This is a genomic window from Eubacterium sp. AM46-8 (genome assembly GCF_003466705.1).
Lineage (GTDB): Bacteria > Bacillota > Clostridia > Lachnospirales > Lachnospiraceae > Lachnospira.
Window position 1 is genome coordinate 42,350 of record NZ_QSEU01000006.1, and the last position, 14,946, is coordinate 57,295.

The 14,946-nt window shown below is 38.9% G+C and carries 14 protein-coding genes and 1 pseudogene; 14 read left to right on the plus strand and 1 reads right to left on the minus strand.

The window, feature by feature from the left end; all coding sequences use genetic code 11:
- Window positions 1-22 precede the first annotated feature (22 nt).
- The 14 genes from DW963_RS05535 to DW963_RS05600 all read left to right on the plus strand — a co-directional run bounded on the left by DW963_RS05535 (window position 23) and on the right by DW963_RS05600 (window position 12,713).
- A complete protein-coding gene (locus tag DW963_RS05535; protein ID WP_012738824.1) occupies window positions 23-163 on the plus strand; it encodes a FeoB-associated Cys-rich membrane protein in 141 nt (46 codons plus the stop codon).
- Between the two features lie 13 nt (window positions 164-176).
- Window positions 177-605 carry a Fur family transcriptional regulator gene (locus DW963_RS05540; RefSeq protein ID WP_117914177.1) on the plus strand — a complete coding sequence of 143 codons (429 nt, stop codon included), beginning with the start codon at window positions 177-179 and terminating at the stop codon, window positions 603-605.
- Window positions 606-771: 166 nt separating this feature from the next.
- Window positions 772-1,047 carry a DUF6110 family protein gene (locus DW963_RS05545; RefSeq protein ID WP_049777859.1) on the plus strand — a complete coding sequence of 92 codons (276 nt, stop codon included), beginning with the start codon at window positions 772-774 and terminating at the stop codon, window positions 1,045-1,047.
- A gap of 6 nt (window positions 1,048-1,053) precedes the next feature.
- Window positions 1,054-3,129 (plus strand): heavy metal translocating P-type ATPase, encoded by a 2,076-nt coding sequence (locus tag DW963_RS05550; RefSeq protein ID WP_117914178.1) that lies wholly within the window; start codon window positions 1,054-1,056, stop codon window positions 3,127-3,129.
- A gap of 282 nt (window positions 3,130-3,411) precedes the next feature.
- Window positions 3,412-3,627, plus strand: a complete 216-nt coding sequence (locus DW963_RS05555; protein ID WP_117914179.1) for a helix-turn-helix domain-containing protein — start codon at window positions 3,412-3,414, stop codon at window positions 3,625-3,627.
- Window positions 3,627-4,919 carry a type II toxin-antitoxin system HipA family toxin gene (locus tag DW963_RS05560; RefSeq protein WP_117914180.1) on the plus strand — a complete coding sequence of 431 codons (1,293 nt, stop codon included), beginning with the start codon at window positions 3,627-3,629 and terminating at the stop codon, window positions 4,917-4,919. Before DW963_RS05555 ends, DW963_RS05560 begins: the two co-directional genes overlap by 1 nt.
- Before the next feature lie 64 nt (window positions 4,920-4,983).
- Entirely contained in the window at window positions 4,984-6,225 is a 1,242-nt protein-coding gene (gene glyA / locus DW963_RS05565) for a serine hydroxymethyltransferase (RefSeq protein ID WP_117914181.1), read from the plus strand.
- Between the two features lie 171 nt (window positions 6,226-6,396).
- The gene (gene ucpA, locus DW963_RS05570) at window positions 6,397-7,191 is read left to right on the plus strand and encodes an SDR family oxidoreductase UcpA (RefSeq protein WP_055288127.1); all 795 of its coding nucleotides are present in this window, start codon (window positions 6,397-6,399) and stop codon (window positions 7,189-7,191) included.
- Between the two features lie 78 nt (window positions 7,192-7,269).
- The gene (locus DW963_RS05575) at window positions 7,270-8,265 is read left to right on the plus strand and encodes a phosphotransferase enzyme family protein (protein WP_012738832.1); all 996 of its coding nucleotides are present in this window, start codon (window positions 7,270-7,272) and stop codon (window positions 8,263-8,265) included.
- 58 nt (window positions 8,266-8,323) lie between these two features.
- Complete coding sequence (locus tag DW963_RS05580; protein ID WP_117914182.1) at window positions 8,324-9,727, plus strand: APC family permease; 1,404 nt, start codon at window positions 8,324-8,326, stop codon at window positions 9,725-9,727.
- A gap of 88 nt (window positions 9,728-9,815) precedes the next feature.
- The gene (locus tag DW963_RS05585) at window positions 9,816-10,157 is read left to right on the plus strand and encodes a P-II family nitrogen regulator (RefSeq protein WP_117914183.1); all 342 of its coding nucleotides are present in this window, start codon (window positions 9,816-9,818) and stop codon (window positions 10,155-10,157) included.
- A gap of 322 nt (window positions 10,158-10,479) precedes the next feature.
- Complete coding sequence (locus DW963_RS05590; RefSeq protein WP_117914184.1) at window positions 10,480-10,749, plus strand: hypothetical protein; 270 nt, start codon at window positions 10,480-10,482, stop codon at window positions 10,747-10,749.
- A gap of 100 nt (window positions 10,750-10,849) precedes the next feature.
- Complete coding sequence (locus DW963_RS05595) at window positions 10,850-11,449, plus strand: hypothetical protein (protein WP_117914185.1); 600 nt, start codon at window positions 10,850-10,852, stop codon at window positions 11,447-11,449.
- Window positions 11,450-11,540: 91 nt separating this feature from the next.
- On the plus strand, window positions 11,541-12,713 hold the full coding sequence (locus DW963_RS05600; RefSeq protein ID WP_117914186.1) for an AI-2E family transporter: 1,173 nt from the start codon (window positions 11,541-11,543) through the stop codon (window positions 12,711-12,713).
- Between the two features lie 808 nt (window positions 12,714-13,521).
- Here the strand turns inward: DW963_RS05600 and DW963_RS05605 are convergent.
- A pseudogene (locus DW963_RS05605) lies at window positions 13,522-14,747 on the minus strand (argininosuccinate synthase).
- Window positions 14,748-14,946 lie beyond the last annotated feature (199 nt).

Here is a 14,946-nt window from a genome sequence, read left to right on the forward strand (position 1 = left end):
ATATATTATCGGAGGTGTAATTATGCTGGGAACAATTATAGTAGGAGTAATATTGGTGATTATAGTTGCACTTATTGTACGCAGTATGGTACACGACAAGAAAAATGGTAAATCGTTCACATGTGGTGGTGACTGCGGAAAATGCAAAGGACACTGCCATTAAAAGGAGGTAACGGGTGGTCAGAAATCCTGATAAAGACAAAGACATTATTATTTCTCGTCTCAAGCAGCAGGGTTGCAGGATAACTAAACAGAGGCTTATGCTTCTTGATGTAATTCTTGAAGAGGACTGCTCAAGCTGTAAAGAGATTTATTACAAGGCAATAAAGAAGGATCCTAAAATAGGAGCTGCTACTGTATATCGTATGGTTAATACACTTGAAGAGATAGGTGCAATTAACCGTAAGAATATGTACAGAATAACTTGTGATGAAAACGATAATGGCGGTTATACTGTAAGATTAAACGATGATTCGTCAATTAATTTATCAGAAAGCAAATGGAGTAAAATTATTGAGTCAGGGCTAGAAGCCTGCGGATACATTAAGAATCAGAAGATAACAAGTGTAGTTGACAGGAAAAAGGCAGTTTCAGTTAATAAATAATATTTACTAATAAGGGAGAGATGAAACTGTTTCATCTCTCCTTTTGCTATATTGAGAAGATTTCTCAATAAGTGGATTTATGTAGAAATGTTACATAATGTGTAATATAATAACCGTCAAACTTAAGAAACATTTATTGTCCAATATGGACAGAGAGGAGCACAGTATGAAAATTGATAACTTAAAGAAACCAGGACTTTTTGCAGCAGGTGTATTATTTGGAACAGCTGGAATTAAGATTCTTACAAGCAAGGACGCCAAGAAACTTTATACTAACTGCACAGCAGCAGTTTTAAGAGCTAAATCATGTATAATGAAGACAGCTACAACTGTTCAGGAAAACTGTGAGGATATATATGCTGATGCTAAGACAATCAATGAGACAAAGTATAACACAGAAGAAGTTGTACTTGATTCAGTAGATGAAAATGAGGAAGCGTAATAGAGTATGAAATTCACAATAAAGCATGATGTGCCCGGAAGAATCCGCGTTCACATGGATGCTTCTGGCATGACTTTTACACAGGCAGATACTTTGCAGTATTATCTTAAGAATCTGCAGGGCGTTACAAATGCCAAGGTGTATGAGAGAACTGCTGATGCAGTTGTCGAGTACAGATGTTCAAGAAAGGCTGTGATTGAAGCTATTGCTAAGTTCAGATACAGCAATGTAGAGGTTCCTGAAGATGTTCTTGCAACATCAGGAAGGGCAATTAATTCACACTATACTGAGAAGTTAGCAGATCAGGTATTATGGAGAATGACTAAGAAATTGTTTATTCCGGCACCAGTATGTGCGGTATTAACAACGGTATCTTCAATGAAGTACATTTATAAAGGAATCAGGACACTGCTTGACAGAAAGCTTGAAGTGCCAGTTCTTGATGCAACTGCAATAGGAGTTTCTATCTTAAGAAGAGACTTTAATACAGCTAGTTCAGTAATGTTTCTTCTTGGTATAGGTGAGATAATAGAGGACTGGACACACAAGAAGTCGGTTGACGACCTGGCAAGAACGATGTCACTTAACGTTAATAAGGTCTGGTTAAAGACAGATGATGCAGAAGTACAGGTATCTGTGAAAGATGTTAAGGACGGAGATAATGTAATAATCCGGATGGGTAATGTAATCCCATTTGATGGAACTGTTATCAGTGGTGAGGCTATGGTTAATCAGGCTTCACTTACAGGAGAATCTGAGCCTATAAGAAGAGGTGAGGGAACTTCTGTATTTGCAGGAACTGTAGTAGAAGAGGGCGAGATAGTATTCAGAGTTAAGCGTGCCGGAGGCTCAAGCAAATATGACAAGATTGTCAGGATGATTGAAGAATCTGAGAAGTTAAAATCAGGTCTTGAGTCAAAAGCAGAGCATCTTGCAGATAAGCTTGTACCTTATTCACTTGGCGGAACTGCACTTACATATCTGTTAACACGCAATACTACTAAGGCATTGTCAATACTTATGGTTGATTTCTCATGTGCATTGAAGCTTGCTATGCCTATTACGGTACTTGCAGCAATAAGACAGGCAAGTCAGGCGAGTGCAACAGTCAAGGGCGGTAAGTTCTTAGAGGCAATTGCTGAAGCGGATACTATCGTTTTTGATAAGACAGGTACACTTACAAAGGCTAAGCCAACAGTAAGCAGGGTATATTCATTTAACGGAATGCCGGAAGATGAGCTGTTAAGAATAGCTGCGTGTCTTGAGGAGCATTTTCCACATTCAATGGCTAAGGCCGTTGTTAATGAAGCTGGCAGAAGAAACCTTATGCACGAAGAGATGCATTCTAAGGTTGAATATATTGTTGCACATGGAATATCAACATTTATCAATACAAGCAAGGTTATCATAGGAAGCCATCACTTTGTATTTGAGGATGAGGCATGTGTAATTCCAGCGGGAAAGCAGGAGTTATTTGACAGTCTTCCAGATGACTGCTCACATCTTTATATGGCAATTAACGGTCAGCTTGCAGCAGTTATATGCATAATTGATCCATTAAGAGAAGAAGCACCGGAGGTTATTGAAGGGCTTAAGAAGGCTGGAATATCAAAGGTTGTCATGATGACCGGAGACAGTGAAAGAACAGCCGCCTCTATTGCCAGAAAGGTTGGAGTTACTGAATATTATTCAGAAGTTCTTCCAGAAGACAAGGCTAAGTTCGTAGAGAAAGAGCGGGCATCCGGACGAAAGGTAATTATGATTGGTGATGGAATTAATGACTCACCAGCGCTTTCAGCAGCAGATGTAGGTATTGCCATAAGTGATGGTGCTGAGATTGCAAGAGAGATTGCAGATATCACTGTCGGCGCAGATGATCTTAACCAGATACTTATGCTTAAGAAATTAAGTGACAGTCTGATTAAGAAGATTAACAGAAATTACCGTGTGATTGTCGGATTCAATTCCGCACTTATTGCACTTGGTGTAACGGGCGTCATACAGCCTACAACTTCAGCACTTCTTCATAATACATCAACACTTGTTATAAGTCTTGAGAGTATGAAGAATCTGCCGGTTTAAGACTATGAAACGGACTCATCTTCGGGTGGGTTCGTTTTTTGTTTGAAGGCAAAAAGTTCTGATTGGATAAATATATACTATACCCATAAGGCACAATATAAATTAATAATCGCAGGATATTATTTTATTACAAGAAAATGAAATTATGTAACAAAAGAAAATTGACTAAGCGTACGGCTTATATTATAATGCTTTTATCAAAACAAAGCCGCTCGGCTTTATTTGTGAGAAAATATGTATAATAAAGCCGTACGGCTTGTTTTTTGCGTTGAGGTGAATATTATGAAAATAACTGATTCTGAGGGGCTTGGAAATATAATCAGGAACAGGAGAAAAGAATTAAAGTATACGCAGGCATTTTTGTCAGAATATACTGGTCTTAGTGTAAGTTTTATATCAGATGTAGAAAGAGGTAAAACAACTGTTGAGATTGGCAAAGTAATGCAGTTAATTTCAATTCTGGGACTTGATATTAATATTAATGTAAGGGGGAGATAATGAGAAATTTAGAGGTATATATTGAATGTAATGGAAATATGATTAATGTTGGCAGTATTACAGGGCATAATTCTGACGATGCTGTATTTTCATATTCAGAGGAATATATAGAAGATAAATCTTCAAGAGCAATATCAATCAGTTTACCGCTTGATGAAAGAAGCTTTTCACCAGAAAGAACACGATGCTTTTTTGAAAGTCTTTTACCAGAAGGATATACAAGAAGGTGTGTTGCGGGTTGGCTTCATGTTGATGAAAATGATTATATATCAGTTCTTTCAGAATTAGGAAGCGAGTGTCTGGGAGCAATAAGAATAGTAGAAGGTGATATGAATATAACAGAATCTTCTTACAGATTATTATCACATGAAGAATTGCTGGAATTTGCAAGAGAAGGTGCAACTAAGTCAGCGGAACTGGTTATTAAATCACATTTATCATTGGCTGGGGCATCAGGAAAGACCGGATTATATTATGACAGGAATAATAATGAATGGTATCAGCCAGCGGGACTGGCACCAAGTACACATATATTAAAGCAGAGCCATGTAAGGTTAAAAAAGATTGTTGCTAATGAACAGTTATGTTTGCTGACAGCAAGAAAACTAGGAATTAGGACACCAGATAGTTTTATTATTAATCTTAATGATAAAGAAAATGATTTTTTATTTGCAACTGAAAGATATGACAGAAAGATTTTAGATACATCCAAAGAATTAATGGGGAAGAAAGTTCCATTAAGACTTCATCAGGAGGATTTTGCACAGGCACTTGGAATTACAGCGTCACAAAAATACGAGAAAAACGGGAAAGATTATTTAGCAGATGCATTTGAACTAATAAAAAATTATTCAAGCAATCCAATTGAAGATCAGATAAGGCTATGGGATTTATGTATATTTAATTATCTTATAGGTAATACAGATAATCATGTTAAAAATATTGCTCTTTTATATAGTGAGGATTTAAAAGGAATAAGATTAGCTCCGGCATATGATTTATTAAGTACTGTTATATATGACAGCAGCACAGAGAAAATGTCGCTTAACATAGATGGCGAATATGATATAAGGAATATAAATCAGAAGTCGTTTGAGAATGAGGCAAAGAAACTTGGTCTTGGAAAAGGAATAGCAACGCAGCATTTTTTAAGTATGGTTGAAAAATTTGAGATGGCACTTGAACAATCAACATATGAACTTGAGGAGCAGGGATATGGAGTTGCAGTCGATATACAGAAACAAATATTAAAAAAAGCAGGAATTCATAACTTTAAATTGACTAATTCGTAATTTAATTATATCATAAGTAATTAGGGACACTTTGTTTCACTAAAGTATAATGGGAGGAAGTTATATGTATTCATTTGATGAAGTATTAAACTATGATCCAGACCTTGCTAAGGCTATGGATGATGAACTTGGAAGACAGAGAAGCCACATCGAGCTTATCGCTTCTGAGAACCTTGTAAGTAAGGCAGTTATGGCTGCTATGGGAAGCCCTCTTACTAATAAGTATGCAGAAGGATATCCTGGAAAGAGATATTACGGTGGTTGTGAGTATGTCGATGTTGTTGAGACACTTGCAATTGAAAGAGCCAAGAAGCTTTTTGGCTGTGAATATGCAAATGTACAGCCACATTCAGGAGCACAGGCTAACTTAGCTGTATTCTTCGCACTTGTTAATCCTGGAGATACAGTTATGGGTATGAGCCTTGACTGTGGTGGACATTTATCACACGGTTCACCAGTTAATATTTCTGGAAAATACTTTAACATCGTTCCTTATGGTGTTACAGCAGACGGATTTATTGATTATGATGAAGTATTAAGAATTGCCAAGGAATGTAAGCCTAAGATGATTATTGCAGGAGCTTCTGCTTATGCAAGAACAATCGATTTCAAGAAGTTCAGAGAAATCTGTGATGAAGTTGGCGCATTACTTATGGTAGATATGGCGCATATTGCAGGTCTTGTAGCCGGTGGTGCACACCCAAGCCCAATTCCTTATGCAGATGTGACAACAACAACAACACATAAGACACTCCGTGGACCAAGAGGTGGTATGATTCTTGCTTCAGCAGAGGCAGCAGAGAAGTTCAAGCTTAACAAGTCTGTATTCCCTGGAATTCAGGGCGGACCTCTTATGCATGTTATTGCCGGTAAGGCAGTATGCTTAAAGGAAGCACTTGACCCAAGCTTTAAGGTGTATGCTGAAAATGTTGTTAAGAACGCAACAGCACTTGCTAATGGACTTATGAACAGAGGCTTTGATATCGTATCTGGTGGTACAGATAACCATCTTATGCTTGTTAACCTCTTAAGCAAGGGCAAGACTGGTAAGGAAGTTGAAAAGCTTCTTGATGCAGCTAATATTACATGTAACAAGAATACAATTCCTAATGACCCGGCTTCTCCATTCGTAACAAGCGGTATCAGACTTGGTACAGCAGCCGTTACAACAAGAGGCTTCAATGAGGCTGATATGGATGTTGTTGCAGAAGCAATTGCTATGCTTGTTGATGATGTAGATGCCAACCAGGCTAAGGCAATGGAACTTGTTAAGGGACTTACAGATAAGTACCCACTTTACGAATAAAGAAATTTTTAGAAAATCACCTTATGAATTAAGGGAAAAACGCATATTTTTATTGTTGCAATTTCACGCACTTGGGACTATAGTTAGTGTCGAAGTGCAAAGGGGCACGAAAGTGAAAAGCTTTCGTGCCCCTTTCTTACATTTCAGGAACTAAGAAAGGTGTGTGGCGTTATGGGAAAGTTAGAAGGAAAAGTAGCGGTAATTACCGGAGCTTCCAAAGGCATCGGTGAAGGAATCGCCAAAGTGTATGCAAAGTATGGTGCAAAATGTGTGCTTGCAGCAAGAGGTCCTAAGGTGCTTGAACTTGCAGAGCAGTTAAGAAATGAAGGGTATGAGGCAACAGGTGTTCAGGTTGATGTATCTGATTACAAGAGTGTTGAAAGAATTGTTGAGACTGCCGAGAAAACATATGGAAAGATTGATGTACTTGTATGTAACGCAGGTGTATGTGTTCTTGAAGACTTTCTTGAAGATGACACATTTGAAAATAGGGACTTACATCTTGATATTAATGTCAAAGGTGCATGGAATGTGGCAAAAGCTGTTATTCCAAGCATGATAGCAAATGGTGGTGGTGCAATCGTAGTTACAAGCTCTGTAACAGGAGATATGGTTGCTGATCCTGGAGAGGTTGCATATGCAACATCTAAGGCGGCACTGGTAGGATTTACGAAGGCACTTGCAAGAGAATTTGCAGATAAGAATATAAGAGTTAATGCAATATGTCCGGGATATGTAAGGACACCGCTTGTTGAAGGAATGGCAAAGCAGTCAGACCCGGAGAATCCGGAGAGAGCAATACAGGCAATTGCAGATGCAGTTCCTTTAAAGAGGCTGGCTGACCCTGAGGAGGTTGGAGAACTTGCAGCATTCCTTGGATGTTATGAATCAAGCTACATAACAGGAACACAGATAGTTATTGATGGCGGAAGCACATTGCCGGAAACAACATCTATGGGACAGTAATTAAATATAAGAAAAGTACAAAGGCGTACATGAATCGGATAGATTTGTGTACGCCTTTTCTGATTGGAGGATAATGACATGGCATTTGAAAATGTTGATTTATTTGATGCGGTTGCAAATGCTTCGCTTGAAAAATACGGATGGCAGGACAGATGTGAGGCGAAACTCATAGTGCTGTCGGAGAATGCAACCTACATGGTCAAGAACAAAGAAACAGGTGAAAAAGAGGGAGTGCTTAGAATAAGCAGACCGGGTTATCACACATTGGATGAGCTTAATTCAGAGATGAAGTGGTTAAGACAGATTAATGACTACACACCGCTTCTTGTAGCTAATCCTATAAAAGGACTTGATGGTAAGAATATACAGGAGATTACAGGACCGGATGGAAATGTATATTTCTGTGTTATATGTGATTTTCTTCCGGGAGAAGCACCCGATGAGAATAACGAGGAGCAGATGGTAAAGCAGTTCAGGTATCTCGGCGAGACAACAGCTTATCTTCACCGTCAGACAGAGATATGGAACGGAACAGACAAGCTTGACCGTATGGTATGGACTTACGACACAATAATAGGAGAGCATGCCGCATGGGGTGACTGGAGAGCGTTTCCAGAGATGACCCCGGAGGCTGAAAATATACTGTCAGAGGTTTCAAGAATTATTAAGAGAAGACTTGAAAGATATGGAACTAATGAGAATAATTTCGGACTCATCCATGCAGACTTACGACTTGCCAATCTGCTTATTGAGGGCGACCAGATTAAGGTTATTGATTTTGATGACTGCGGGTTTGGATGGCACTTACATGACCTTGCGTCTGCACTTAGTTTTATTGAGGACAAGCCAATTGTTCCAAAGCTTGTAAATGCATGGCTTGCAGGATATAAGAAGGTTCTTCCGTTCACAGATACGGATTTTGAAGAAATAGACACATTTATAATGATGAGAAGATTACAGCTTACTGCATGGCTTGCATCTCATCAGGAATCAGGTCCGGTAGCAGAATTAAGTGTTGGCTGGATGGACGGAACCATGGAATTAGCCGAAAGGTATCTTAGATTATTCGGCTAGGCACATAAGAAATCTTCGTGACAACAAATCATGAACAACAATAAGGGAGGAAGCTATTATGGGCGAAAAGAAAACAAATGCATTATCTAAATCAATGAAGCTGATTTATGTATATGCGATGGCAACGGGAGCAATATTTACATTTATGTGTTACTGGGATGGTATATTCATGTCATATACAGGTCCCGGAACATTCTTGGCATTTGCACTTATGACACTGGCAGTACTGCCGACAGCATTTGTGTATGCTGAATTCTCGACAATGTTACCAAGTACAGGTTCGTGTCTGGTATTCAATACGGTAGGTATTAACAAGCATGCAGGTTTCTGGTCAGCGTGGCTTATTATGTGTGCATGGATAGCCGTTCCTGCAGCAGGTGTACTTGGAATTATCGAATGGTTAAATCATCAGTTTGGTCTGGGACTTACAGGCGGCAAGGCAGTTATTGTCGGTTCATTAGTACTGTGCTTCTGGTGTGTACTCAGTCTTTATAAAAATGTTGTAGCAGGCAAGGTTCAGTCATTCATGCTTATGGCAGGTATCGCAGGTATTCTTATCTGTTCATTACTTTTCCTGTTCAGCGGACACTGGAGCATTGCTAATTTCGCAGATTTCTTTACAAGCAGCAATGAAAAGCAGTGGGGTGGTAACTTTGCAACCGGTATTGCATGGGTTGTCGGTTGTTCATTTATGATAACACCATATTTCGGATTTGAGACAGTACCGGCAATGGTTGAGGAGGGCGACTTCCCAATTAAGGACCAGAAGAAAGCTATTCTTGGTTCAGTTATAACATGTGGTGCTATATATACAATTTTCTACTTCTGTCTTGCAGGTGCAATGCCTTGGGCAGAGCTTACTAATGGCGGTGACTGCCACCCATTCATCACATTTGAAGCATTACAGTACTGCTTCGGTGATAAGATTGCATGGTTTGTCCTTATAATGGGTATTGTTGGAGTTGTATTCCCAATTGGTACATCAGTACTTGGTTTCTGGTATTCAGGCGTCCGTATGATATACGCTATGGGTCGTCAGAATTTCCTTCCAAAGCAGTTCGCATACACTAATAAATACAACCAGCCAACACTTCCTAACATACTTATTCTTGTTGTAAGTATTGGATTCATTGCAATGCAGAGCATTACAGCATTCTTTGACCTGATGGCATTCGCGTGTGCATTGTGTTATGTGATTACTTCAATATCTTCACTGGTGCTTTTAAAGAAGCATCCTGAATGGGAGAGACCATACAAATGTGCAACAGGACTTAAGATAGCCTCTCTTATAATTATGGCAATTATCGCATTCTTCTGTACTATCGGTATCGGAAAGGCAACATGGTTGGGATTTGCAGGATATATGGGTGTAGGTCTTATCCTCTGGCTGTATATGATTCTTATTAAGTGGAAGCATGAAAAGGTATGGATGAAGACACCTGATGGTGATAAGGAATATTAGGGTGTGAAAACAGAGAGGACAAAGATGCCGTATGAAGAAATCTATAATGAGATGGCATCATAAAAACATAGAAGAGAGGTTATGGATTATGAAAGAATTAGAGATAGTTATAAAGCCTGAGAAGCTTGAGAATCTTAAAAGGATTCTTGACAGTGAGGGTGCAAGAGGTGTAATGATTACAACAATATTTGGTTACGGTCACCAGAAGGGCGCAGGTCAGGTATATACAAGAGATGAAACTCCGGGTATAAATCTTTTACCTAAATTAAGTGTAAGAACTGTCGTAAAAGACGAGATAGTTGAGGGTATAATTAATAAGGTATTGGAAGAACTTAATACTAACAGTTTTGGTGATGGTAAGATATTCATCAAGGATATTGAGGGAGCAGTCAAGATAAGAACCGGTGAAACCGGTAACGACGCTCTGTGATAAAGCTTTCTTACTTTCCTAATCTTTTTATAGAGGCAGCCGTCCTGTTTGATTAACAGGGCGGCTGCCGTTTTCTTGTGTGCCGGATGTTATGTTTTTCATGGTGTCGGATTGGACGTTAAAGCGGAGAGAAGGTATGTTGAAGTCCAAAATGGGAGTTGGAGAGTGTCGGATTGGACGTTAGAGTAGTGGGAAGGCATGTTGAAGTCCAAAAAGGAAGCCAAGGAGTGGCAGATTGGACGTTAGAGTAGCGGGAAGGCATGTTGAAGTCCAAAATGGGAGTCGAGGAATCTAGGATTGGACGTTAAAGCAGAGAAATGACATGAAATGGTCCAAAAAGATGAACCCACAAAATATGAATAAAAAGACTGGCACGCTTGAAGCTGGAATGAAGGAAGTAAGAAATATTCTTAATGCACATCTTAATATAAGTGGACTGTATACAACGAATCCATATCAGCCATCGACAGAGCAGCCGACAACTATGAGTTCTACATCTAGCATAGCACAGAGCAGTGATGCGGAAAGCGGTAATGTATGTTTCAATAATTGCTGCAGCAACACTTGTTTCTGTGATAGTTATTATTGCTGACAGAAAGAGAAAAATTTCTGAAAAGTAAAATTTGGAAGTGAAAATATCAGTCATAGGTGATATAATCTACGATAGTTTAAATGAAAAGGAATTGGATATTATGAGACATTTTTCTAGAACAGAATTAAAGGCAGCTATTAATATGCTTAAGGAGTTTACTTCTAAGGGCAATTTTGCAGTTCTTATGTATATGGGTGACACTGATAAGCTTGAGGTATCACAGACTCTTAATTCGGATATGAGCTGCTTTTTATTATATGGAAGCATCCAGCCACTCGCATTTTTCTTTGCAGAAAATATTCCTATGACTGCGGGTGAGTTAGAAGAGATTATTAACAAACAGTCAGCAGTGTATGAAGAAGAGATGGACAATTACAGAAATGCACTAAAGGAAAGCGGTGCAGATAATGGACTGTTTATTACTAAATATGAAAGTATGATTCATACATTTATTGCATATGATCCTGACCAGAGTGGTGAGCGTGACTGCTTCGCACCATTTATTGAGGGTGCATTCAATGTTGAACCGGGTAAGGGACAGTTTGTTAATGAAGTTATGAGACTTGAAGTGTATGATGATGAATATGAGGATGACTGCGTAATCCAGAAGAGGCATTTTGTATATCTTCCATCAGTGAAGTTCATGGGAGCATTCAATATGCGAATGATGATGAGTATGGTTGATGCACAGTATAACTAACATTTTACAATTCTTAAATTTATATAATATGTTTGAATCCCGGACTTCTGTATAGTATATTAGAAGTAACTTTAAAGAGTGGAGGGGTTGTATGAACAAAGGACATTTTAAAGACAGTCAGGTTGTTAAGGGAATTACGATAGGCGCAGTGCTAATTGTAATATACCTTGCCCTTAACAATGTGACTGGAATTCTTGATTCTATATCATATCTTGCAGGACTTGTAATGCCATTTATAATTGGCGCGGTCATCGCATTTGTATTCAATGTACCTATGAAAGCAATTGAAAAAGGACTTAACAGGCTGTTTGACAAGCGTTGTAAGAAGAAGCATCCCAGACTTATAAGAGTGCTTGCTTATATGCTTACATTGATTTTGATACTGGCTATTATTGCAGGTGTACTTTTTGTGGTTGTGCCTGAACTGGTGAACACAATAGCTGACCTTATAGGACAGGTGCCGACAGCAGTTAATAATCTTATCAACTGGCTGCAGGTCAAGCTGTCTGCATATCCTGAGTATGAGGAAAAGTTAAGCAGCATATCAATCAACTGGGATTCTGTTCTTTCAAATGTTATGAATTTCCTTTCAATAGGAACTAAAGGAATTATCAATGGAGGAATTGGTGCAATAAGCGGATTTTTCTCAGGAGTCACTAATTTCTTTATTGGATTTGTCTTTTCTGTGTATGTGCTGTTTCAGAAAGAGAGGCTTACAGCGCAATGCAAGAAGCTTATGTATGTGTGCATGCCTGAGAACAGGGCAGATAAAATTATTGAAGTGTTAAGACTTACCAACACTACATTCTCTAATTTCCTGTCAGGACAATGCCTTGAAGCATGTATTCTTGGAACGATGTTTGTTATTACATTGTCTATATTGAGAATGCCTTATGCACTTCTTATAGGAATTATTATTGCGGTTACTGCACTTATTCCGATTGTCGGTGCATTTATCGGATGTATAGTCGGTGTGATTCTTATAATGATGACAAGCCCGTTAAAGGCACTTATATTTGTGGGAGTATTCCTTATATTACAACAGATTGAAGGAAATCTTATATATCCTCATGTTGTCGGAAGTTCAGTTGGACTGCCGGGAATATGGGTGCTTGTTGCTGTTACAATCGGTGGCAATCTGTTTGGTATAATGGGTATGCTTACATTTATTCCAATCAGCTCAGTGTGTTATGCGCTGCTTCGGACATATGTCAACAGGAAAGTGGAAGAGAAGGAGATTGACAGAGAGAAGTTTCAGGGGTAGGTTTTTGTGCGGATGTGGGAGACAGGCTGCTGTATATATCATTTTCAAACACGCTTGCGCTCGTTCTACGACGCAGCGCTACTAAGTTCGCTGGGATTTGTTGGCTTTAAGCCAACTGTCCCAGCTTACTAAATGCCGGCGTCTTCGCAACGGCTTGAAAACGAGTTGTATAGTCGCCTGACTTCATTCTCACGGAAGACTTTTGTGCGGTGGATTGGCAGGTGGAGTGTAATATGTGGTGGAACTGTGGTGGCGGATTGGACGCTGTGGTGGTGAAGAGGCATGTGGAAGTCCAAATTGAGTGAGAAAGTGTGGAGGATTGGACCTTACAAGCAAGAGAATGAGGTAAAAGGTCCAGAATTGTTGTGAAATCTGGAAAGATTGGACTTTTTGCTGAATAAGCTGCTTGTAGTGTCCAATCCGCCTTGTAGTTAATAAGTTATTGGACATTAGCATATGAGAAAGCAGAGAAAAAGTCCAATCAGCCAGATTATCATGATATATAATTAATCTGGACAACATGATACCTATAGGTAGTCGAATATTTGAAAGTCTTATAGGTCGAAAACACATGAGACTATAATGATAGTTAATAAACTAACCTATAAAGTCAGAAAAATCAGTAGCGCTATAGGAATATTCAGTCAAAAAATGGTTTTCTATATAAGATTGAATAGGAAAAGCTGCAAAATTAACATATAAGCGGGGAATTTTTTATGAATTGATAGGAAATCATAATGGATTATAAAAGCAACATCCCCGGCATGATTAATAACCATGCCGGGGATGTTTTTGTTATATTCTTTAATTACTTATTGTTCTTCTTCTCGTTCTCAAGCTTCTTCATAGCTCTTACCTTAAGTGAAAGACCGAAGAGGTTGATGAATCCGTCAGCATCGTGATGATCATACATATCACCTGTCTTGAATGATGCAATTGACTCATTGTAAAGTGAATATGGAGATGTTGTTCCAGCCTTGATGATGTTACCCTTGTAAAGTCTGAACTTAACTTCACCTGTTACATATTCCTGAGTCTTCTCAACGAATGCCTGAAGTGCTTCACGAAGAGGTGTCTCCCACTTTCCTTCGTAAACAACCTGTGCAAACTTGTTTCCAACATCCATCTTGAATGTTGTTGTGTCTCTGTCGAGAACTAATTCCTCAAGCTGCTGATGAGCTTCGTAAAGAATTGTTCCACCAGGAGTCTCATATACACCACGGGACTTCATACCTACAACACGGTTCTCAACGATATCAATGATACCGATACCATGCTTAGCACCAAGTCTGTTAAGCTCTCTGATAATATCAGAAACCTTCATAGCCTTGCCGTTAACTGACTTTGGAACACCTTTTTCAAATGTCATAGTAACATATTCTGGTTCATCCGGAGCTTCCTCAGGAGTGCATCCAAGAACTAATAAATGCTTGTAGTTAGGCTCGTTAGCTGGGTCTTCAAGCTCAAGACCTTCATGCTGATATGCCAGATGTTACGGTCACGGCTGTAGCTGCAGTCTGTGCTGAATGGAAGATGAATACCATGCTGTCTGCAGTATTCAATCTCATCTTCACGAGACTGAAGCTTCCAGTTAGAATCTCTCCAAGGAGCGATAATCTTGATATCTGGAGCTAAAGCCTTGATTGTAAGTTCGAATCTGATCTGGTCATTACCCTTACCAGTAGCACCGTGGCAGATAGCAACAGCACCTTCCTTACGGGCAATCTCAACAAGTCTCTTAGCGATAAGAGGTCTTGCCATTGATGTACCAAGTAAATATTTATTTTCATAAACAGCGTGTGCCTGAACACATGGAACGATGTAGTTGTCGCAGAACTCATCAGTGATATCTTCTATATATAACTTAGCAGCACCACATGAGAGAGCTCTCTGCTCAAGTCCGTCCAACTCCTCTTCCTGACCACAGTCTGCACATACGCAGACAACATCATAGTTGTATGTTTCCTTTAACCAAGGGATGATGGCAGTTGTGTCAAGTCCGCCAGAATAAGCAAGAATAACTTTTTCTTTCATTATATATTCCTCCGTATATTATTAAGTTTACATAGTAAAACACATATGCTATGCACCTGCAGATTATAATAAACTACTTTATTTAAAAATGCAACAACAAATTATGCATATTATGCACAAATATGCAATGAAAATGTATAAATATAAAATTTCTTCAAAATATCCTTTACATAAGAAAAAAAGTTGCTATAATGTAGGT